Genomic DNA, 19698 nt, shown 5'->3' with positions numbered 1-19698 from the left:
CATGACTCGTCCCGTTCTCGCCGCCGTAGACGCGTCCGTCCGCAGCCGGGCCGCCGCGCACTGGGCCGCCCAGGAGGCCGGCCGGCGAGGGGCGCCGCTGCGCCTGCTGCACGCCTGGCCCTACATGGGCCGGAAGGTCAACGACCTGGTCAAGATGGACGAAGTGGAGATGGGCGCGCAGAACATGCTGGGCGACCTCGTCCAGGAGCTGGCCTCCGCCTACCCGGGGGTGGCGGTCTCCTCGGAGCTGGTGCCGGACTCGGCGATCGACGGCCTGACGGCCGCCGCCGAGCAGGGGCAGCTGCTGGTGATCGGCACCCGGGGCCTGGGCGGGTTCCGCGGCCTGCTGGTCGGCTCGGTGAGCCTGGGCGTGGCCGGCCGGTCGAAGACGCCGGTGGTGATGGTCCGCGAGGGCGGCCCGGCGCCGGAGTCGGACGAGCCGGAGGTGACGGTCGGCTTCGACGCGCTCGAACCGGCGGACGCCGTCCTGGAGTTCGCGTTCGAGGAGGCGCAGCTGCGCGGCGCCCGGGTGCGGGTGGTGCACGGCTGGGAGCTGCCGCCGACCTACGGTTACGCGGGCTGGGTCCCGGTGGAGAGCGAGCGCCAGGAGCTCGGTGCGCTGGCCGTCGGCATGGTCTCCGACGCGGTCGCGCCGTGGCGGGAGAAGTACCCGCGCACCCTGGTGCTGGAGGACGTCCGGACCGGTGGCGGCGCGGCCGCGCTGGTGGAGGCGTCGGCGCAGTCGGACCTGGTGGTGGTGGGCCGCCGCACCCGCGCCCTCAACATCGGCCCGAAGCTCGGTTCGGTCGCGCACGCGGTGATCCACCACGCGCAGGCCCCGGTGGCGGTCGTCCCGCACGACTGACACCTCCTCAAGCCCCCGGTCCCTCCCCCGGGCCGGGTCGCCAGGCCGCCCCGTCACCACCCACCGCCTCCGGGTGGCGACGGGGCGGCCACATGGTTGCGGGCAGTGTCGTACCCGGCGGGCAGGCTGGCCGCCATGGACAACGACGAGTTCTGGCAGCTGATCGACTCCGCCCGGGCGGCGACCACACCGGCCGTGCCGTTCGAGCGGGCGCTGGTGGACGTGCTGGCCGCCCGCCCGGAGGCGGAGATCCTGCGCTTCAAGGTCTGCTTCGTCCGCCTGCGCGACGCCCTGTACCGGCGGGACATCTGGGCGGCGGCCTACCTGATCGGCGGCGGCTGCTCGGACGACTCCTTCATGGACTTCCGGGCCGGCGTGATCGCCGAGGGCCGCGCCTGGTACGAGAAGGTCCTCGGCGGGCCGGACGTGATCGCCGAGCACCCGGCGGCGGCCGGCGAGAACCGCTTCGACGCGGAGGACGTGTTCTTCAACGAGGACGTCAACTACGCGGCCTCGTACGCCTTCGAGCGCCGCACCGGCGACCGGGACGCCTTCCACCGGGCCTACGAACTCCACCTCGCCGATCAGGGCATCGACCGCATCAAGGAATTCGCCGAGCGGGACGCGGGCATGGGCGAGTCCTTCGACTTCGACGACGACGCCGAGATGCACCGCCGCCTGCCCCGCCTGGCCGCGCTCTACCTCGTGGATTGACCGGCACTGCAAGGCAGTTGACGATGCGTCAGCGGTCGAAGCGGAACGCCAGCAGCGTCGCGTCGTCCTCCGAGAGCGGGCCGGACATGTCGCGGACCACGGCGTCCACCAGGTCCTGGAGCTCGGGTTCGGCGGCGTGTGCCTCGACGGCCGCGCAGAGGGCGGCGAGGCGGACGTCGATGTCCTGGTCGCGTCGTTCGATCAGGCCGTCGGTGTAGAGCAGCACGGTGTCGCCGGGCCGGACGAGCGTCTCGACGGCCCGGTAGCCGACGGTCGGCAGCACGCCGAACGGCGGGCCGACCTCGGCGGGCAGCAGGGTGGCGCGGCCGCCGCGCAGCAGGACCGGTGGCGGGTGGCCGGCGCAGATCCAGCGCAGCAGGTGCCGGTCGGGGTAGTAGCGGGAGACGATCGCCGTGGCGGTGGACTCGTCGCTGTCGTCGCTGGCGATCCGGTTGAGCCAGCCGCCGAGCGACTCCACGAGCGCGCCGGTGAACGCCAGCCCGGCCAGCGCGTGCCGCAGCATGGACATCAGCGCGACCGCGTCCAGCCCGTGACCCCGGGCGTCGCCGACGGCCAACAGGGCGCGGCCGTCCGGGAGTTGACGGACCTTGAACCAGTCGCCGCCGACCGGGCCCTCGGCCGGGCGGTAGGCGACGGCGGTGGTGACGCCGAGGCCGACCAGGGTCGCGGAGCGCGGCTGCAGCGCGTCCTGCAGGCGCTTGACGACGGTGTGCTCGGCGTCGGCGCGGCGGGCCTGGCGCTCGGTCTCCTCCTGCTGCTCGCGCAGCCGGCGCTGGCTCTCGTACAGCTCGGTGACGTCCTGCAGGACGGCCCGCAGGCCCTCGATCGGGCCGTCCTCGTCGCGGACCACCTCGGCCACCAGCCGGATCCGGCGGGGGCGGCCGATGCCGTACAGCTCGGTCAGCACGTCGATGTCGGCGCCGGTGGTGAGCAGCTTGTCCAGGGCGCGGTACAGCGCGGGGCGGGCGGTCTCGGTGACCCGGGCCAGCACCTCGGGGACGCTCAGCGTCGCGGTGTCCGGGGTGCGGCCGAGCAGCACGGCCAGGCCGGGCGAGATGTCGAGCCGCCCGTCGCGCAGGCTCCACTCGGCCCAGCCGACCCGGGCGATCCGCTGCGCGGCCCGGGCCGCCTGCTCGGTCCGGTCGTCGGTCCACAGCAGCAGCAGGCGGCGGCCGAGGCGGTGCACGGTGAGCCGCTCCCGGCGGCTGCGGGCGGTGCCGTCCGGGCCCGCGCCGTCCCAGCGCACCGGCAGGGCGCGGGCGGCGTGCCCGGTGCGCAGCACCTCCTCGACGGCGTCCGCGACCTGCTCCGTCCACAGCCCCGGGTACGCCTCCCGCAGCGACACGCCGTGCCCAGCGGCAAAGGGCCCTGACAGTTGCTCGGGGTGGTGCGGGTGCCGGACGACGGCCTCGTTGGCGATCACCACGGCCAGGTCCAGCACCGCGCCGTCGCCGTCCCGGACGGGTTCGGCGAGCACGGCCGCCTGCGGGACGGCGTCCAGCAGGCGGTACAGGTCCTGCTCCGGCGGGCGGGCCAGGTCCGGGTCGAGCGCGGCGTCGGGGACGATCGGCGGCGGGCCGGGCGCGAGCTCCGGCGAGCGGCCCGGGTGCTCCTCGCGCAGCCGGCGGACGGTGCGGCGCAGCGCCTCGCCCCAGTCGGCCTGCCCGGCTCGCCCGTCCAACCCCCGCCCCTCTCCGCTCGGCGTTCCCTGTCACTGTTCCGGCCCGCCCCGTCGCCCGGCGACCGCACCGGCCCGGACGGGTGAGCCCCCGCCGGCTGCCGGATCGACACTACGTCACCACCCTTCCGCGGGCCCGGGAACCCCCAGCTCAGGCGGGGCGTTGTCGGCACGGAACGATCTTCGGTTCGAGTGGAGGACCCGCATGTCAACGGCCTTGGCCAAGGGCGCAAACGTTCCCGTGCTCCGGGACGGCAAGGGCCCGACGACCGTCCTGGTCGGCCTCGGGTGGGAGGCCGCCGGCGCGTACGACCTGGACGCGAACGCGCTGCTGTGCGACGCCGACGGGAAGGCACTCTCCGACCAGCACTTCGTCTTCTTCAACAACCTCACCAGCCCCGACGGCGCCGTCACGCACCTCGGCGACCCCGGCGACGGCACCGACCGCGAACGCCTGAGCATCGACCTGACCTCGGTCGAGGAACGGGTGCAGCGGATCGTCTTCACGGTGGCGATCTACGACGCCGACGAGCGCCGGCAGGCGTTCGGCTCGGTGCGCGGCGCGTACGTCCGCGTGGCGGACGCGGCGGGCACCGAACTGGCCCGCTACGAGCTCGGCCCCGAGGTGACCACCGAGACCGCCGTCGTCTTCGGCGAGCTCTACCGGAACGGCGGCGGCTGGAAGTTCCGCGCCATCGGCCAGGGTTACGCCTCCGGCCTGGCCGGCATCGCCACCGACTTCGGCGTCGCGGTCCTCGCCCCGGCGGCTCCGGCGGTTCCGGCGGTTCCTGCGGTTCCTGCGGCTCCGGCGGCTCCGCCGATGCCTGCCGCCGCGCCCGCGCCGGTTCCGACGCCCACCGTGGCGGTGGCGGTTCCCACGTTTCCCGAGACCTCCGGAGGCTCCCCGGTGACGTGCTTCTTCGACCCCGCGCACGGCCCCGGCAGCACGGCCGTCCTGTGGTCCCCGCAGTGGGGCGTCCCGCGTCAGATCCAGGCCTGCGGCGCCTGCGCCCAGCGCGTCCAGACCACCCCGCCGCCGTACTACACCGCCCCCGCCGCCGGATACCCGCAGCAGGGCTACCCCGCCGCCACCCAGCCCGCGCTCCCCCAGCAGGGCGGCTACCCGCCCGAGCAGCCCCAGGGTCGTCGCTTCGGCACCGGCGCCCTGATCGGTGCGGGCGCGGCCGGCGTGGTCGGCGGCGTCCTGCTGGCCGAGGCGTTCGACGACGACGGCCCCGACGTCGTGGTGAACAACTACTACGAGGACTGACCCCGCCCTCTTCCTGCTGCGCCCCGGCCACCGTCCCCCGGCCGGGGCGCAGTCGCGTCTGCGCCACCCGGCGTCGACAAATCGCTTGCCGGACCGAACAGTTCAGGGTGTATGAATCGTGCGCCCAGGTAAATCGCGAGCCTACGAACAATGGGGGGTTCCGCACCCATGCGGAGGAACGTCTTCAAGCGCGCCACCGCGGCCCTGCTCGGCGCCACCGCCATCACGTTCGCGGCTCCCGCCGTCACCGCCACGGCGACAACACCACCGGCCACCCAGGCCACAAACCTGCCGAGCGGTCACACGCTCATGCCAGGGCAGAGCATCATCAGCGGCGAGACCGAGCTGCTGATGCAGCCGGACGGCAACCTGGTGCTCTACCTGAACAACGACTCCGGCCGCCACGGCCCGGCGCTGTGGGCCAGCGGCACCTACGGCAACCCCGGCGCGTACGCCTACATGCAGCCCGACGGCAACTTCGTGGTCTACCGCCAGAACGGCGGCCCGGACTCCGGCGGCGCCCTGTGGAGCACCGGGACGTGGGGGCACCCGGACGCGGTCATCTCCCTACTGAACGGCGAGCTGGGGCTCGGCGGTCCGGGCGGCTACTGGCAGACCCTCCTCAGATTCGGCCCGGAGGCCGGTGGCGCGAACGACAGGTTCGGCCCGCTGCCCTCGACTCTGGACGGCCACCGCTGGATCGAATCGAACTCGGTCTGGCTGGTCATGCAGGCCGACGGAAACCTGGTGCTCTACCGCAAGCGCGACGGCGCCGCGCTGTGGTCCACCGGAACCTACGGCCATTTGGGCAAGTACACATACGCGACCGCCAGCGGTTCGGCAGACGAGAATGCGCTGCAGGTCTTCGAACTCGACACCGGGTCCTCGCGGCTCTGGTCGATCCCGCTCAAGGGCCGACCCGGCGACTACGCGAAGGTGCAGGACGACGGCAACTTCGTGCTCTACGGCAGCGACGGCACCGCCCGGTGGAGCACCGGCACCTGGGGCAACTGGTAGCCGGTCGGCCTTCCCCGCATAAAATCGACAAATCGCTTGCCGGGAGGCGCAGTTCAGGTTGTATGAATCGTGCGCCCACAGAATCGTGGGCCCACGGACAAGGGGGGTTCCGCACCTATGCGGAAGAACGTCTTCAAGCGCGCCACCGCGGCCCTGCTCGGCGCCGCCGTCATCGCCCTCGCGGCGCCCGCCGTCACCGCCACGGCGACGACGCCGCCGGCCACCCGGAGCACGGACCTGCTGAGCGGTCAGAAGCTCGCGACGGGTCAGAGCATGATCAGCGGCGCGTCCGAGCTGGTGATGCAGTCGGACGGCAACCTGGTGCTCTACCTGGACAGCGACACCGGCCACCGCGGCCCGGTGCTGTGGGCCAGCGGCACCTACGGCAACCCGGGCGCGTACGCCTACATGCAGCCCGACGGCAACTTCGTGGTCTACCGCCAGAACGGCGGCCCGGACACCGGCGGCGCCCTGTGGAGCACCGGGTCCTGGGGCCACCCGGACGCGACCGCCCATCTGCTGAACGGCTGGCTGGCGGTCTCCGGTCAGCAGGTGTACTGGCAGACCCACACCGGATACTCCCCGGCCCCCGGCACCGCGAACGACACGCTCGACGCACAGCGCCCTGCTCTTCCGTCCGGCACCTGGATCGAGTCGAACTCGGTCTGGCTGATCATGCAGCTCGACGGAAACGCGGTGCTCTACCGCAAGCGCGACGGCGCCGTGCTGTGGGCCTCCGGGACCAGCGGCCGTCCGGGCACGTTCCTGAGGCTCGCGGGCGCGCCGGACGCCGGTGCGCTGGGGATCATCGACCCCAGCGTCGGCACCATCTGGTCCCTCCCGATCGCGAACCGGCCCGGTGACCGCGCGAAGGTGCAGGACGACGGCAACTTCGTGCTCTACGGCAGCGACGGCACCGCCCGCTGGAGCACCGGCACCTGGGGCAACTGGTAGCCCGCCGTCCCGCCCCGGGGTGGCGCCGCGCAAGATCGATAAATTGCGTGGCGGGCCGAGGAGTTCACGGTGTATGAATCTTGCGCCCACGTGAACCGTGGGCGCAAGGAACAAGGGGGGTTCCGCACCCATGCGGAAGAACGTCTTCAAGCGCGCCACCGCGGCCCTGCTCGGCGCCGCCGTCATCACCTTCGCGGCGCCCGCCGTCACCGCCACGGCGACGACGCCGCCGGCTTCGGAGAGCACGAGGCTCCTGAGCGGCCAGAAGCTCATGCCGGGGCAGAGCATGATCAATGGCCAGTCCGAGCTGGTCATGCAGTCGGACGGCAACCTGGTGCTCTACCTGGACAGCGACACCGGCCACCGCGGCCCGGTGCTGTGGGCCAGCGGCACCTACGGCAACCCGGGCGCGTACGCCCACATGCAGCCCGACGGAAACTTCGTCGTCTACCGCCAGGGCGGCCCGGACGCCGGCGGTGGCCTGTGGAGCAGCGGGACCTGGGGCCACCCGGGCTCTGAGGCCTATCTGTGGAACGGCTGGCTGGCAGTCTCCGGTCAGGGGTTGCGGTGGGACACCCATACCGGACTCACCCAGACACCCGGCGGCGCCCCGGGCGACACGCTCGACTCAGGCCGCACCACGCTGTGGTCCGGCAGCTGGCTCGAGTCGAACTCGGTCTGGCTGATCATGCAGCTCGACGGGAACCTGGTGCTCTACCGCAAGCGCGACGGCGCCGTACTGTGGGCCAGCGGTTCCCAGGGCCACCCGGACAACTACGCGCACGTCTGGGGATCGACGAGCAACCCGGCCCTGTTCCTCTCCAGCGTCCAGGCCGGCAAGACGTGGGAGCTCCCGATCCAGGGCCGGTCCGGTGACCGCGCGAAGGTGCAGGACGACGGCAACTTCGTGCTCTACGGCAGCGACGGCACCGTCCGCTGGAGCACCGGCACCTGGGGCAACTGGTAGCCGGAGCCGTCCGGCCCGGCGTCCCCGGCCGCCCCGGCGTCACAGACCTCGCTCCGTGGCGCCGGGGCAGGCCCTGGGCAATTGCCCCGAAGTGACGGGGAGGGAGTTGGCCTGCGCGAGCCGCACCGGGCCCGGGGTTCGGCCACCTCCTCCGCCGGCCCCGGCGTCGATGCTGCGCAGGCTCTTGACGGTGCACCGACCAGCACCTACGGTGCGGACACCGGCGGCCCCGGGCGGGTGGCCACGGCATACCCCGTTCCGTGCCAGGAAGGGCGGCCGCGTTGCCACTTCACCCGCTCCCCCACTCCGGCGGCATTGGACCGCTCCCGACTCCAGGTCGGCCTGATCCGTGCGGTCCGCCGCCCGGGCCGACGCTCGCTCAGGTCGCGGCGCACGCGGGGGTGTCCAGCGCCACCGCGTCCCGGGTGCTGAACCGGTCCGCGCCGGTCTCGGCGCAGGTCGCCGCCCGGGTCGAGTCCGCCGCCCTCGAGCTGCGGTACGTCCGCCACCGGGCGCCCACCGCGAGCGCGCGGGGCACGGGTGCGATCGCCGTGGTCGCGTTCGCGGACGTGCTGCGGTTCCATGCCGATCCGTTCCCGGTGCGGCTCCTCGCGGGGGCTCAACGCGTCGCGCCCGAACGGGAGTTGGCCGTGCTCATGGCGGGCCCGGGGCCGGCCAGGCCGTCGCTGGTGCGGTACCTGTGCGGCGGGCATGTGGACGGGGTGCTGCTGGTCGGGCGGTGGGGCGATCCCGCGCTGCCGGGGCTGTTGCAGGCGGCGGGCGTGCCGGTGGTCGCGCTGGGGCGGCCGCCGCAGTCGCAGCGCCTGGCGCACGTGGACGCCGACAACCTGCGCGGCGCCCGCGCCGCCGTCCGCCTGCTGCACCGGGCCGGTCGCCGCCGGATCGCCACCATCGCCGGGCCACCCGACACCGCGGCGGGCGCGGACCGCCTGGCCGGCTACCGCCGCGCCCTGCTCGACCACGCCGACCAGGCCCGCTGCGCCGTCGCGTACGGCGACTTCGGATCCCGGTCCGGCGAGCACGCGATGCTCCGGCTGCTCGGTCAATTCCCGGACGTGGACGCCGTGTTCGCCGCCTCCGACGCGATGGCGGTGGGCGCCCTGCGCGCGCTGCGCCGGCTGGGCCGCCGCGTCCCGGACGACGTCGCCGTGGTCGGCTTCGACGACTCCCCCGCCGCCGCCACCGCCCGCCCCGGACTGACCACCGTCCGCCAGCCCGTCGAGGACCTCGGCGCCCGGGCCGTCGAACTCCTCCGCGACCCGTCCCCGTCCCGCTCCGTCGTCCTGCCCACCCACCTGGTGGTCCGCCAGTCCTGCTGAGCCCGCCGCGAACCTGCGATCATGGGCGGCCGAGGCCAATACGCGTGCGGAGGTGGGACGGTGACGAGCGAGACGTGGCGGGGGTTGCAGCCGTTGCGGGTGGCGCCCGGCTGGGTGATCGACATGAACAGCCTCTACGCCGTGGACCCTTCACCGGAGACCATGGAGTGGCTCTACGGGTCGGTGCTGGTGAGTGGTCACCTGGTTCGCGGCGGGCTGTGCTTCGACGCACGCTGGGAGCCGGAGGGGGATCCGGAGGGGCGCTACGAGGTCGACTTCCTTGTCCTGGCCGGGTTCAAGCGGAAGGGTGTTCCGGCCGGTGTGCACACCTACCTCGGTAGCTGGAGCACCCGGAGTCGGCCCCAACTCGTGGCGGTCCTGGAGGAGTTCATGTTCACCAGGAAGCCGCCGGCCGACCTCACGCCGCCCCCTCCGGATACCGCAGGCAACAACTGACCGGCCCGCGACGAAATGGGCAGCTACTGGAAGGCGGATCCGCCAGCAGCACCACCCGGTCCGCCGCCGGGTCGAAGCCCAACACCGGGTGCCCGTAGTCGCCTTCGGCGGCCAGCTGCACCGCTTTGCCGAGTCGGCGGCCGATCGTGCGCAGCAGGTGGCACAGGTGGTCGACTCCGGTCTGGCCCTGCAACTCGCGCAGGTCGACGTCGAAGTCGATCTCCTCGTCGGACAGCAGCCGGAAGATCGCCAGCACGCCGGGGACCGGCCGCACCCGCAGCTCGACCGTCTCCGCATCGGCGGGCCGCGCCAATACCTCGGCGGCGCGCGGAAGTTGCTCGGCGACGCCGCCCACCATGTACTCCCACGTCCATCCCGCCGTTCCGACCAGGTCGAACAGCGCCTGCCAGTCCGCCACCGAGGCGCCCGGCACGGACACGTCGGGCAGCGCACCCATCAGGTCGGGGTCGAAGAACTCCCTGACGTCGTCCCACAGCAGATCCGGCATCCCGCCATGCTGCCCGACGGCGGCGGATGTGACGAACTCCCTTCCACTCATACTGTCCTGACTGTCTATAGTGTCCATGAACAGTATGAGACGAGGCGAAGGGGGCGCCACCGTGCGCGTGGTGTTGTCGAACAGTTCCGGGGTCCCGCTGTATCAGCAGATCAAGGACCAGATCGGGCTCGCCATCCTCTCGGGGGAACTCACCGAGGGCACCGCACTGCCGTCCGTCCGGGCGCTGGCACGCGACTTGCGGATAAGCATCATCACCACCGGCCGGGCCTATGCGGAGCTGTCGGCGGACGGGTTCATCACCACCGTCCCCGGCAAGGGCGCGTTCGTGCTGCCGCTGGATTCGGCGCTGGTTCGGGAGCAGTTGCTGCGGCAGGTGGAGGACGGGTTGCAGGCGGCGCTGGACGCGGCGGGGCGGGCTGGGCTCGAACGGGAGGACGTGATCCGGATGCTCGACGGACTGATCGAGGCCGAGCCGGAGCACGCGCACGAAGGGTCGAGGGACGCGCACGAAGGGTCGAGGGAGGTGGCCGATGCCAAGTGACCTCGCTTTCGCCCTGCGCGGAGTGCACGCCACCGCTGGCCCCGAATTCGCGCTGCGCGACGTGAGTTTCGAGCTGCCGACCGGGTACGTGATGGGGCTGATCGGCGCGAACGGCGCCGGCAAGACCACCACCATCCGCTGCCTGCTGGGCATGCGCGGGATCGACGGCGGCGAGATCGAGCTGCTCGGCCACCGGGCGCCGGGGCCGGTCGAGTTGCGGCAGGACGTCGGGGTGGTGCTCGACCACTCCTACCTGGTGGGCGAGTGGCGGCTCGCCGAGGTCGAGCGCACGCTGCGCCCGTTCTACCAGCGCTGGGACGGCGACCGCTGGCGGCACTTACTGGACGAGTTCGGCCTCGACCCGCGGGCGAAGGTCAAGGACCTGTCGCGCGGCATGTCGATGAAGCTGATGATCGCCGTCGCGCTGTCACACCGGGCGCGGCTGTTGGTGCTGGACGAGCCGACCAGCGGGCTGGACCCGGTCGCCCGGGACGAACTCGTCGGCATCATCGGAGAGTTTCTGCTCGACGAAGGACACAGCGTGCTCTTCTCCACGCACATCACGACCGATCTTGACCGGATCGGCGATCATTTGACGATCATTCACGGCGGCCAGATCATCCGTGCAGGGACTAAAGACGAGATCCTGGACGCGTACCGGGTGGTACGCGGCGGGCCGGACGACCTGACCGGCCTGATCGGCGTCGAACTGATCGGCCCCCGCCGGACGGCGACCGGCGCCGAGGCGCTGGTGCACACCGAGGAGGCCGACCTGCTCGGCCGCGACGTGCTGGTGGAGGCGCCCACCCTGGAGCAGATCGCCGTCCACATCGGCGCCCCGGCGCGGACCGGCGGGGTGACGCGATGACCGCCCTGGCCCGGGTGACCGTGCTGCACCTGCGCACGGTCGCGCCGTACCGCACCCAGGGGCTGCTGGTGTTCGGCGTGATGGTCCTGGTGCTGGCCCACCAGCCGGCCCGGCTGCTGCCGGTGCTGGCCGTCCTGCTGGCCCCGCTGATCGCCGTCCACCCGTTCGTGGTGGCCGACCGGTCGGGGCTGGCGACGCTGTACGCGGTGCTGCCGGTGCCGCGCCGCACCGTGCTGCTGGGGCACTACGTCTGGGCGCTGGCCGGGTTCGTCGCCACCGTCGGCGCGGGCACGGCGGCGGCCGTCCTGATCGCCCGCACCGGGGGCACGCCGCTCGGCACGCACGACGTGCTGATGGTGCTGACGCTGTGCTGGGCGCTGTTCGCCGTCAACATCGCGATCCAGTTCCCGCTGCTGATCCGCTTCGGCTACGCGCGGGTGAGCGTGCTGGCCACCACCCTCCCGCTGGTGCTGGTGATGACGGCCGTGGTCCGGCTGCACCTGACGCTCGAATCCGTCCGCCCCTGGCTGCCCCTGCTCTGGCCGGCCGGCCTCGCCGCCGTGGCGCTCTCCGCGCTGCTGGCCATCCGCCTGCCCGAACCCCGGCCCCGGACTCGGCCCCGGCGCCTGTCGCCGCTGCCACGTGGATCGGGCTGACGGACGGCCAACTCACCTTTCCACCAGGCTGGTTCGGTACCGCGCGGACCCACACGGTCAGTTGGCAGTGGGCTTCCAGCCGAGCAGCGGGCCGAGGCGGGTGGCGAGGTCGGTGAGGATCTGCGTGTAGTCCTCGGGCTCGAAGGTGAACGGCAGCGCGAACGCCACCTCGTCCACCTCGCGGAACGCGGCGTGCGCGTACAGCAGTTCGGCGAGCTGTTCGGAGCCGCCGACCAGGTCGGGGGCGAACAGCAGCCCGCCGGGACCCTGCGGAGCGAGGGTGCGGGCGTGCCGGGAGGCCGCGTACGCGCGGTACTTGGCGCGCTGGGCGGGCGTGGCGCTGTCGGTGGGGATCACCACCAGGCCCTGCGAGACCCGGGCCCGTTCGCCGTCGGGGTGTTCGGCCCGGAAGGCGCGGATCTGGGCGAGCTGGTTGGCGGTGAAATCCGCGCTCTCCTCGGCCTTCACCACGCTGCTGGTGAGCAGGTTCAGTCCGTGCTGCCCGGCCCAGCGGGCGGAGCGCAGGCTGCCGCCGCCGTACCAGACCCGCCCGGCCAGTCCGGGGACGTGCGGCTGGACGCGTTCCGAGTACGACTCGATGCCCTCGGTGCCGCGGAAAGCGCTTGCCGCGTCGCCGCGCAGCAGGCCGAGCAGCCGTTCGACCCGGCCGTAGCCGAAGTCCTCCCGCTCGGCGGAGTCGGGGTACAGCGCGTCCTTCACGTCCTCGTAGTGCGCGGGGATGCCGACGCTGACACCGGGGTTGAGCCGTCCCCCGGACAGCACGTCGGCGGTCGCCAGGTCCTCGGCGTACCGCAGCGGGTTCTCCCAGCCGAGCGGGGTGACGGCGGTGCCGAGGGCGATCCGGCGGGTGCGCTGGGTGGCGGCGGCGAGCACGGTGAGCGGCGAGGAGATGCCGTACTGGAGGTGCCGGTGGCGCAACCAGGCGCTGTCGAAGCCGAGTTGTTCGCCGAGTTCGATCAGCCGAAGGGTGGCTTCGTGGCCCTCGGCGGGCCGGTGTTCGTCGAACAGTCCGATGGTCAGGAAACCCAGCGAACGCAGTGGCCGGTCGGGGGTGGGCACCGGGTTCCTCCTGGGGTTCCCTCCGCGCGCGGCGACGGCCCCGCACGGCCGCCCGTCCCGCTCCCGCCACGCTCACACACCAAGGGCGGCGCGATCAACGGGGCGGCGGGCGATTGTGACGGGACGTCGCGCCACCGCAATGGCGCGAAATCCTCCCGTCACCTCGCCCGCCGCGTCCGACCGTTCCGGCCTCAGCCCCGGTTCGTTCCGCCCCTGAGGCTCAGCCCCGGTTCGTTCCGCCTCTGAGGCTCAGCCCCGGTACGTCTCCAGCAGGCGCAGCCACACCTCGCTGATCGTCGGGTAGGCGGGGACGGCGTGCCAGAGCCGGGCGAGCGGGACTTCGCCGGCGATGGCGATGGTCGCGGAGTGCAGGAGTTCGGCGACGCCGGGGCCGACGAAGGTGATGCCGACCAGGGTTTCCTTGTCGAGGTCGACGACGGCGCGGGCGCGGCCCCGGTAGCCGTCGGCGTACAGCGAGGCGCCGGCCACGTTGCCGAGTTCGTAGTCGACGGCGCGCACCCGCAGGCCCGCGTCCTCGGCCTGGCGCCAGGACAGTCCGACGGCGGCGACCTCGGGGTCGGTGAAGACGACCTGCGGGACGGCGGTGTGGTCGGCGGTGGCGACGCTGCGGCCCCAGGGCGCGAGGTCGAGGGGGCGGTCGGCGGCGCGGTCGGCGATCACCTGGCCGAAGATCCGGCCCTGGTACTTGCCCTGGTGGGTGAGCAGGGCGCGGTGGTTGACGTCGCCGGCGGCGTACAGCCAGCCGCCGGGGACGTCGGTGGCCAGGCCGGTGTCGTCGGTGGTGATCCAGTGGCCGGGGGTGAGGCCGACGGTGTCCAGGCCGAGGTCGCCGGTGTTGGGGACGCGTCCGGTGGCGAACAGGGCTTCGTCGGCGGAGAGTCGGGTGCCGTCGGAGAGGTCGAGGGTGAGCGTGCCGTCCTCGGCGCGGTGCACGGCGGTGGTGGAGACGCCGAGCCGGACGTCCACCCCGGCCTCCCGCAGCCCGTCGGAGACCAGCTGTCCGGCGAAGTCCTCGGTCCGGTCGAGCAGCCTGCTGCCGCGCACCAGCAGCGTGACCTCGCTGCCCAACGCCCGCCAGGCGGTGGCCATTTCGACCGCGACGACACCGCCGCCGACCACCGCGAGCCGTCCGGGCACGCTGCTCGCGGAGGTGGCCTCCCGGCTGGTCCACACCTTGGCCTCGGCCAGCCCGGGAAGCTTCGGCAGCGCGGCCCTCGTCCCGGTGCAGACGGCGACGGCATGGCGCGCGGTGAGGGTGCGCGAACCGCCCTCGGGGGTCTCGACGGTGACGCGCCGCTCGCCGTCCAGCCGGCCGTGGCCGCGGACCAGGTCGATGCCGACGGAGGTCAACCAGGCGACCTGCCCGTCGTCGTGCCAGTGCGAGGCGAAGTCGTCGCGCCGCTTCAGCACCGCCCCCGCGTCGAGCTCCCCGCCGACGGCCTCCCGCGTCCCGGCCAGCCGTCGGGCGTCCGCGAGCGCGGCGGCCGGGCGCAGCAGCGCCTTGCTGGGCATGCACGCCCAGTACGAGCATTCCCCGCCGACGAGTTCACTCTCGACGATCGCCACGCTCAGCCCACCGGCCCGCGCCCGATCCGCCAGGTTCTCGCCCGTCGGTCCCGCTCCGAGCACCACCAGGTCGTAGCTGTCGCCGTCCGTACCCATCAGCAGCCGCCCTCCCGCCTTCGTCGTCCGTGTCTCATGGTCCGGGGCGTCCGACGACGCACCGTAAGCCCATTCGTACACCACGAGCTTTGCGCGACGGCGCCAACATGGCCAACGTGGCCAACGTGGCCAAGTGAACTACCGCTTCGTTGTTACCGGCTCGCCCGGCCGACCGCTGACGGGGTCCAGGGTGAAGACCGCGATCTCCTTCTCCGACGTCACCGTGATCCGGTTCGGCCCGGACCACTCGGCGCCCTTGAACCAGCCGCGCCCGTCGCGCTCGTCCCACACCCCGAGATCCCAGTGGCGGGCGGACCAGCCGCTGCCGGTCAGCACCTGCACCTTGTAGATCGGGTCGATCGAGGCAGCGATGTTGGTGACCGCCAGCACCTGGTCCGGGTGCTCCGGGCCGGTCTCCCGGGTGACGTCCAGCCCGTCCCCGCCGAAGATGAACACCAGCCAGGCGAACGGCAGTCCGACGAAGAGGAGCGCCACCAACCCGACCGCGCAGCCGACTTGCGACACCCAGGTGCGGAACTCCAGCTCGACCACCAGCGAGACCACGAACAGCGCGAGCGCGATCCCACCCAGCAGCAGCGGGTGGTTGAGCCAGCGCTCGACCTCCACCAGCCCACCCGAGTACGAGGCGTGAAGTCCCGGCAGGTACACCAGGCCCGACACCAGCGCCAAGCCCCTCAGCCACCACGCGATCTTTCGGCGCCGCGCCTTTGCCATAAGTCCCCCCATGGTGATCGTTTCGGCGGACTGTACTACGGGGCGGCTTCAGGTCACGCCAGTACGGCTACCTGGCCCGGCGGGAGTTGGCACGCAGACCCACTGGACCGGGGCGCCGGGTGATCAAGTCCGGAAGTGCCAGCCGTTGAGCAGGGCGCTGCCGAGCGGGGTGAGAGCGTGCAGGACGGCGCTGCCGCGTCTGGTGGTGGTGATCAGGTCCGCCTTGCGGAGGACGGAGGCATGCTCGCTCGCGGTGGGCAGCGACGCGCGGATGCGCTCGGCGAGCTTGCCGGTGGTGCACGGGCCGTCGCCGATGGCGTGCAGGACCTGGGCCCGGGTGCGGCCCAGGAGTGCGGACAAGGCGCTGTCGATCCCGTGCCGGGCCGTCGTCAGCAGCGCGGCAGCATCGGAGACACCGCGCATGATCGGGAGGAACAGCAGGACAGGCGCCTGTTCGTCACGCACGTCCGCGTAGCTGATCGGCCTGGTCTGGCAGAACGCGGACGGGACCAGCAGCAGGCCCCGCCCCTTCAGGTCGACGGTGCCCGTGACCGCTCCTCTGCCGATCTCCAGCGTCGGCGGCTTCCAGCGGAACTCCGGCGGCAGGCCGGCGAACATCGCCTCGGGCCCGTCCTGCGCGAGCCTGAGCGCGTGGGTGGTCTGCTCGGCCCGCAGGCGGGACAGGATTCGCTGCCAGTGGGGGGCCACGGCGATGCGGTGCACGTCACGGAGGAACACCAGTAGCTCCTCACGGTCCCCCCGGTCGTACGCGATGTCGCCCCACGTCACACCCGCCCAGGGGCCCTTGCAGCGCGAGAAACGGGCCCGGGCCTCGTCGGCCCCTTCGAGTTCGTCACGCAGGAGCTCCGCCGGAGCCGCCCGCAGCGCCTCGATCCCCTCCTCGACGGACGATGCGGCGCCGGTGACGGTGAACAGGTCCAGGACGGTTTCCCGGAAGAGGGACGAGGCCGGATGGACGAGGGAGGGGGAACGGGCGTGGACCTCCTGTCGCCATGCGCCGAACATCGCCGTGCCGTGCGGCTGGTGCAAAGTCGTCAGCGCGAGGAACGTCTCGCCGAGCGGGCCCCATGTCGTCGCTATCCGGGTCCGGGCGAGGTCCTGCGGGGTGAAGTGGATGCGCAGCACGTGAGGCCCTCCCAGGTTTCTGTTCGGACGCCCACCTTCCCGGCTTCCATCGTCTCCGGTCACCCGCGAATGCTTCAAGTAGGCCTCCCCCAGGGCATTTCGGCGAGGACCGAAAGGGGTGGGCCCGCACTCACCGAGACCGCCAGGATGGATCCCGAGGGCGGCGGGCCGGGGGGCGCGAGAAACCGGCGGGTCCCCCGGGCCGAAGGGCCGCCTGACTCGAGAAACCACCTATGGAGGCAATCATGCGTATTCGTCGTGCTCTCGCTGCCACCGCTGTCGGCGCCGCGCTCGCCCTGGGTGCCGCGGCCGGGCCGGCCATGGCAGCCACGCCCGCCCCCGCCTCGTCGGGGTCCGCCGTCCAGGCCGTGTACACCTGGCAGCACACCGGCGAGTACTACTCGGCCTGGTCGACCTGCGACAACCGCCGCGCGTTCTTCATGAAGGCGTCCAACGTGAAGGCCTACAAGTGCGTCCCCGAGGGCGGCCTTTGGGCCGGCATGGTCTACGCCAGCTGATCGAACGCAGGACGCGCCCGAGGCCGGCACGGGGCGGCCTCGGGCGTGCGTGACGTAGAGACGTCGGCGATCCGCGACGCCTCTACGTCGAGCACGACAGTTTGTCAATTTCGCTCGGCTGCACGGCAGTTCGGTCCTCCGACCTGCCAGGTCGGCGCCAGTTCCGGGCCCGCCGGGGCGCGGTCGAGGCGGCCGGTGCGGGCGAGGTGGTGGACGGCGAGGCCGCAGAGCAGGCCGGTGGCGGTGAGGGTGAGCCAGGGGACGAAGAGGGTGCCGTGCTGGGCGGAGTGGTCCCAGAGGGCGCCGGTGGCGAGGTTGCCGAGGGTGATGCCGAGCCCCGACACGGTGTTGTAGAGGCCGTAGTGGGTGGCGACGAGGCGGTTGCCGGAGAGCGTGACGACCGTGTCCATTTCGAAGGGGTAGACGACGGCGCCGGCCGCCGCGAGCACCGCCACCGCGGCGGTGAGCGTGGCGAGTTGAAGGGCCGTGCCCGCCCAGCCGGCGTGCCGGGGCAGCAGGGCGAGCGGGACGAACGCCAGCCCCATCGCGGCGAGTCCGCGGACCAGGGCCTGCGACGGCGTCCAGGTGCGTTTGGCCCAGCCGGTCAGGCGCAGTTGTCCGGCGACCGCGACGGCGGCGGAGACGATGAACAGTCCGGTGGTGGCCTTGGTGCCGTCGCTGCCGAGCATCAGGTCGGCGGCGAGGGGCAGGGCGAGGTAGACCTGGAAGGTCAGCACGTACGAGCCGATCATCGCGGCGGAGAACAGCAGGAAGGGCCGGTTGGAGACGACGGTTCGCCACTGCGCCAACACGCCATCTGCCGGGGCGACTTCAGCCGGTGAGCGGCGACGGGGCGGCAGGGCGCGCCACTGGAGCAGCGACAGGGCGGCGAAGATCGCGGCCGCGGCGGTGCAGACGGCGGCGAAGTCGGCGGTGAGCAGAGCGAGTCCGACGAGTGGGCCGAGCAGCATGCCGGCCTGGTAGTAGACGTTGAAGGTGGCGAAGGCGTCGACCCGGTGCTCGCCGGCCTCGGCGGCCAGGTAGGCGCGGACGGCCGGGTTGAACAGGGCACCGGCGAAGCCGGTGGCGGCGGAGGCGGCGAGCAGGGCGGGCACCGAGTCGGCCCAGCCGAGCAGCGCGAATCCGGCGGTGCGCAGCAGGCATCCGGCGACGATGGGGGCGCGGTAGCCGTAGCGGTCGGCGATGGTGCCGCCGATCAGGAACATGCCCTGCTGGGAGAGGTTGCGGACGCCGAGGACCAACCCGACGGTCCAGGCGGCGAGTTGGAGGTCGTCGGCGAGGTGGGTGGCCAGGTAGGGCATCAGCATGTAGAAGGCGAGGTTGATGGCGAACTGGTTGGCCATCAGCAGCCGGGCGGTGGGGCTGAAGCGGCGGGTCTGCTGCCAGAGCGTCTTCATCGAGCGGCCTCCGAACCGGGCTGTGCGGCAAGGGGGTTGAGGACGGTCCGGCAGCGGGTCCAGCGGGTGACGGCGCGTTCGCGGGGGTGGCCGATCTCGTCGGGACGCTCGGGCGGTCGGTGGCCGAGCAGGCCGTGGGTGCGGCAGTAGTCGTCGTTGAAGACGGTGCCGATGTAGCGCTGGGGGCCGTCGGGGAAGATCGCGGCGATCCGGGTCTCGGGTGCGCTGGTGGCGGCGAGCCAGCGGGCCACGAGGGCGACCGCGCCGACGCTCCAACCGCCGCTGGCGTAACGGGAGATGGCGAGGGCGCGGGCGGCCCAGACGGCCTCGGGGGCGGCGACCCAGTGGACCTCGTCGAAGAGCCGGTGGTCGACGTTGCGGGGGTGGATGCTGCTGCCGAGGCCGCGCATCAGGCGGGTGGTGGCGGGCTGGCCGAAGATGGTGGAGCCGGTGGCGTCCACGCCGACCACGCGCAGCCGGGGGAAGTAGCTCCGCAGGACGCCCGCGATGCCGGCCGAGTGGCCGCCGGTGCCGACGCTGACCACCAGGGCGTCGATGCGGCCGAGTTGGGCGATGAGCTCGTGGGCGAGCGGCCGGTAGGCGGTGACGTTGTCGGGGTTGTTGTACTGGTCGGGGCACCAGGAGCCGGGGTGGGCGGCGAGCAGTTCGCGGACCTCGTCGCGCCGGGCCTGCTGCCAACCGCCTTGCGGGTGCGGGGTGTTCACGACGACGACCTCGGCGCCGTGGGCGGCGAGCATTCCGGTCATCAGGGGTTCGATGTCGGGGTCGGTGACGACGGTGACGGGGTGGCCGTAGGTGACTCCGGCCAGCGCGAGGCCCAGGCCGAGAGTGCCGGAGGCCGACTCCACGATCCGGGCTCCGGGCCGCAGTTCGCCGCGTTCGCGGGCGGCGCGGACCATGTGCAGGGCCGGGCGGTCCTTGATGCCGCCGGGGTTGCGGCCTTCGAGTTTCGCCCAGAAGCCGCGGCCCTGAGTGGTGAAGGGCTCGCCGATCCACAGCATCGGCGTGTCTCCGACCAGGCCGGCGGGTGTGTGGGCGGGCCGGGCCGCGGCGGCGATCAACTGGGCAGGGGTGGCGGGGACTTCGGGGCGTGCGACGGCGTGGGTCATGGCAGGGCTCTCCTGCGGTCCGCCGATCCGGAAGGAGGCAGACCGCTGCGGTGACGGGCGGGCGGGGCGCGTGCGGCCGGCGCGGCGCCGGGTGCCCAGCAGGGGCACGGGGGCATGCCGC

At 72.9% G+C, this 19698-nt stretch carries 20 protein-coding genes; 12 read left to right on the top strand and 8 right to left on the bottom strand.

Features of this window, described 5'->3' with window-relative positions; all coding sequences use genetic code 11:
• Nucleotide 1: 1 nt before the first annotated feature.
• Nucleotides 2–865, top strand: coding sequence for a universal stress protein (locus ACFYST_RS17625; RefSeq protein ID WP_387642527.1), 864 nt, complete (start codon nucleotides 2–4; stop codon nucleotides 863–865).
• A 135-nt stretch (nucleotides 866–1000) separates the two neighbouring features.
• Complete coding sequence (locus ACFYST_RS17620) at nucleotides 1001–1579, top strand: DUF4240 domain-containing protein (protein ID WP_387863263.1); 579 nt, start codon at nucleotides 1001–1003, stop codon at nucleotides 1577–1579.
• 28 nt (nucleotides 1580–1607) lie between these two features.
• Here ACFYST_RS17620 and ACFYST_RS17615 read toward each other — a convergent pair whose 3' ends face one another.
• Entirely contained in the window at nucleotides 1608–3281 is a 1674-nt protein-coding gene (locus ACFYST_RS17615) for a PP2C family protein-serine/threonine phosphatase (RefSeq protein WP_387863261.1), read from the bottom strand.
• A 202-nt stretch (nucleotides 3282–3483) separates the two neighbouring features.
• On the opposite strand from ACFYST_RS17615, the gene ACFYST_RS17610 reads away from it, so the two are divergent.
• The 6 genes from ACFYST_RS17610 (at nucleotide 3484) to ACFYST_RS17585 (ending at nucleotide 9282) form a co-directional block, all read left to right on the top strand.
• Complete coding sequence (locus ACFYST_RS17610) at nucleotides 3484–4548, top strand: TerD family protein (protein ID WP_387863259.1); 1065 nt, start codon at nucleotides 3484–3486, stop codon at nucleotides 4546–4548.
• A gap of 168 nt (nucleotides 4549–4716) precedes the next feature.
• Nucleotides 4717–5565, top strand: a complete 849-nt coding sequence (locus tag ACFYST_RS17605) for a hypothetical protein (RefSeq protein WP_387863256.1) — start codon at nucleotides 4717–4719, stop codon at nucleotides 5563–5565.
• Between the two features lie 117 nt (nucleotides 5566–5682).
• Nucleotides 5683–6519 (top strand): hypothetical protein, encoded by an 837-nt coding sequence (locus tag ACFYST_RS17600; RefSeq protein ID WP_387863254.1) that lies wholly within the window; start codon nucleotides 5683–5685, stop codon nucleotides 6517–6519.
• 130 nt (nucleotides 6520–6649) lie between these two features.
• On the top strand, nucleotides 6650–7486 hold the full coding sequence (locus ACFYST_RS17595; RefSeq protein ID WP_387863253.1) for a hypothetical protein: 837 nt from the start codon (nucleotides 6650–6652) through the stop codon (nucleotides 7484–7486).
• Nucleotides 7487–7800: 314 nt separating this feature from the next.
• The gene (locus tag ACFYST_RS17590) at nucleotides 7801–8826 is read left to right on the top strand and encodes a LacI family DNA-binding transcriptional regulator (protein WP_387863558.1); all 1026 of its coding nucleotides are present in this window, start codon (nucleotides 7801–7803) and stop codon (nucleotides 8824–8826) included.
• A 60-nt stretch (nucleotides 8827–8886) separates the two neighbouring features.
• Nucleotides 8887–9282 carry a hypothetical protein gene (locus tag ACFYST_RS17585; protein ID WP_387863250.1) on the top strand — a complete coding sequence of 132 codons (396 nt, stop codon included), beginning with the start codon at nucleotides 8887–8889 and terminating at the stop codon, nucleotides 9280–9282.
• Here the strand turns inward: ACFYST_RS17585 and ACFYST_RS17580 are convergent.
• Nucleotides 9245–9790: a hypothetical protein gene (locus ACFYST_RS17580; RefSeq protein ID WP_387863248.1), complete on the bottom strand. Its 546-nt coding sequence runs from the start codon at nucleotides 9788–9790 to the stop codon at nucleotides 9245–9247. The genes ACFYST_RS17585 and ACFYST_RS17580 overlap by 38 nt on opposite strands.
• Nucleotides 9791–9911: 121 nt before the next feature.
• Here ACFYST_RS17580 and ACFYST_RS17575 point away from each other — a divergent pair, with 121 nt between their 5' ends.
• From ACFYST_RS17575 to ACFYST_RS17565, 3 genes are read left to right on the top strand one after another with little or no spacing between them, the layout of a single operon-like run.
• Nucleotides 9912–10343, top strand: coding sequence for a GntR family transcriptional regulator (locus tag ACFYST_RS17575; RefSeq protein WP_387863245.1), 432 nt, complete (start codon nucleotides 9912–9914; stop codon nucleotides 10341–10343).
• On the top strand, nucleotides 10333–11211 hold the full coding sequence (locus tag ACFYST_RS17570) for an ABC transporter ATP-binding protein (RefSeq protein WP_387642549.1): 879 nt from the start codon (nucleotides 10333–10335) through the stop codon (nucleotides 11209–11211). Before ACFYST_RS17575 ends, ACFYST_RS17570 begins: the two co-directional genes overlap by 11 nt.
• The gene (locus ACFYST_RS17565; protein WP_387863243.1) at nucleotides 11208–11867 is read left to right on the top strand and encodes an ABC-2 transporter permease; all 660 of its coding nucleotides are present in this window, start codon (nucleotides 11208–11210) and stop codon (nucleotides 11865–11867) included. The genes ACFYST_RS17570 and ACFYST_RS17565 overlap by 4 nt, the downstream gene beginning before the upstream one ends.
• A 57-nt stretch (nucleotides 11868–11924) precedes the next feature.
• Here the strand turns inward: ACFYST_RS17565 and ACFYST_RS17560 are convergent, their stop codons facing one another.
• The 4 genes from ACFYST_RS17560 to ACFYST_RS17545 form a co-directional block, all read right to left on the bottom strand.
• Nucleotides 11925–12947: an LLM class flavin-dependent oxidoreductase gene (locus ACFYST_RS17560; protein ID WP_387863240.1), complete on the bottom strand. Its 1023-nt coding sequence runs from the start codon at nucleotides 12945–12947 to the stop codon at nucleotides 11925–11927.
• Nucleotides 12948–13196: 249 nt separating this feature from the next.
• Nucleotides 13197–14630 carry a dihydrolipoyl dehydrogenase family protein gene (locus ACFYST_RS17555; RefSeq protein WP_387642559.1) on the bottom strand — a complete coding sequence of 478 codons (1434 nt, stop codon included), beginning with the start codon at nucleotides 14628–14630 and terminating at the stop codon, nucleotides 13197–13199.
• 138 nt (nucleotides 14631–14768) lie between these two features.
• Entirely contained in the window at nucleotides 14769–15320 is a 552-nt protein-coding gene (locus ACFYST_RS17550; protein ID WP_387863239.1) for a hypothetical protein, read from the bottom strand.
• A gap of 168 nt (nucleotides 15321–15488) precedes the next feature.
• Nucleotides 15489–16511, bottom strand: a complete 1023-nt coding sequence (locus tag ACFYST_RS17545; RefSeq protein WP_387642563.1) for an ArsR/SmtB family transcription factor — start codon at nucleotides 16509–16511, stop codon at nucleotides 15489–15491.
• Nucleotides 16512–16756: 245 nt separating this feature from the next.
• Between ACFYST_RS17545 and ACFYST_RS17540 the strand changes: the two genes are divergently transcribed.
• Nucleotides 16757–17029, top strand: coding sequence for a hypothetical protein (locus ACFYST_RS17540; RefSeq protein ID WP_387642565.1), 273 nt, complete (start codon nucleotides 16757–16759; stop codon nucleotides 17027–17029).
• 104 nt (nucleotides 17030–17133) lie between these two features.
• Here ACFYST_RS17540 and ACFYST_RS17535 read toward each other — a convergent pair whose 3' ends face one another.
• A complete protein-coding gene (locus ACFYST_RS17535; protein ID WP_387863237.1) occupies nucleotides 17134–18447 on the bottom strand; it encodes an MFS transporter in 1314 nt (437 codons plus the stop codon).
• Nucleotides 18444–19577: a PLP-dependent cysteine synthase family protein gene (locus ACFYST_RS17530; protein ID WP_387863235.1), complete on the bottom strand. Its 1134-nt coding sequence runs from the start codon at nucleotides 19575–19577 to the stop codon at nucleotides 18444–18446. The genes ACFYST_RS17535 and ACFYST_RS17530 overlap by 4 nt, the downstream gene beginning before the upstream one ends.
• Nucleotides 19578–19698 lie beyond the last annotated feature (121 nt).

Source organism: Kitasatospora sp. NPDC004614, assembly GCF_042873675.1.
Lineage (GTDB): Bacteria > Actinomycetota > Actinomycetes > Streptomycetales > Streptomycetaceae > Kitasatospora.
Note: the sequence above shows the minus strand (reverse complement) of the source record. Positions and strands in the feature narration are given on the sequence as shown.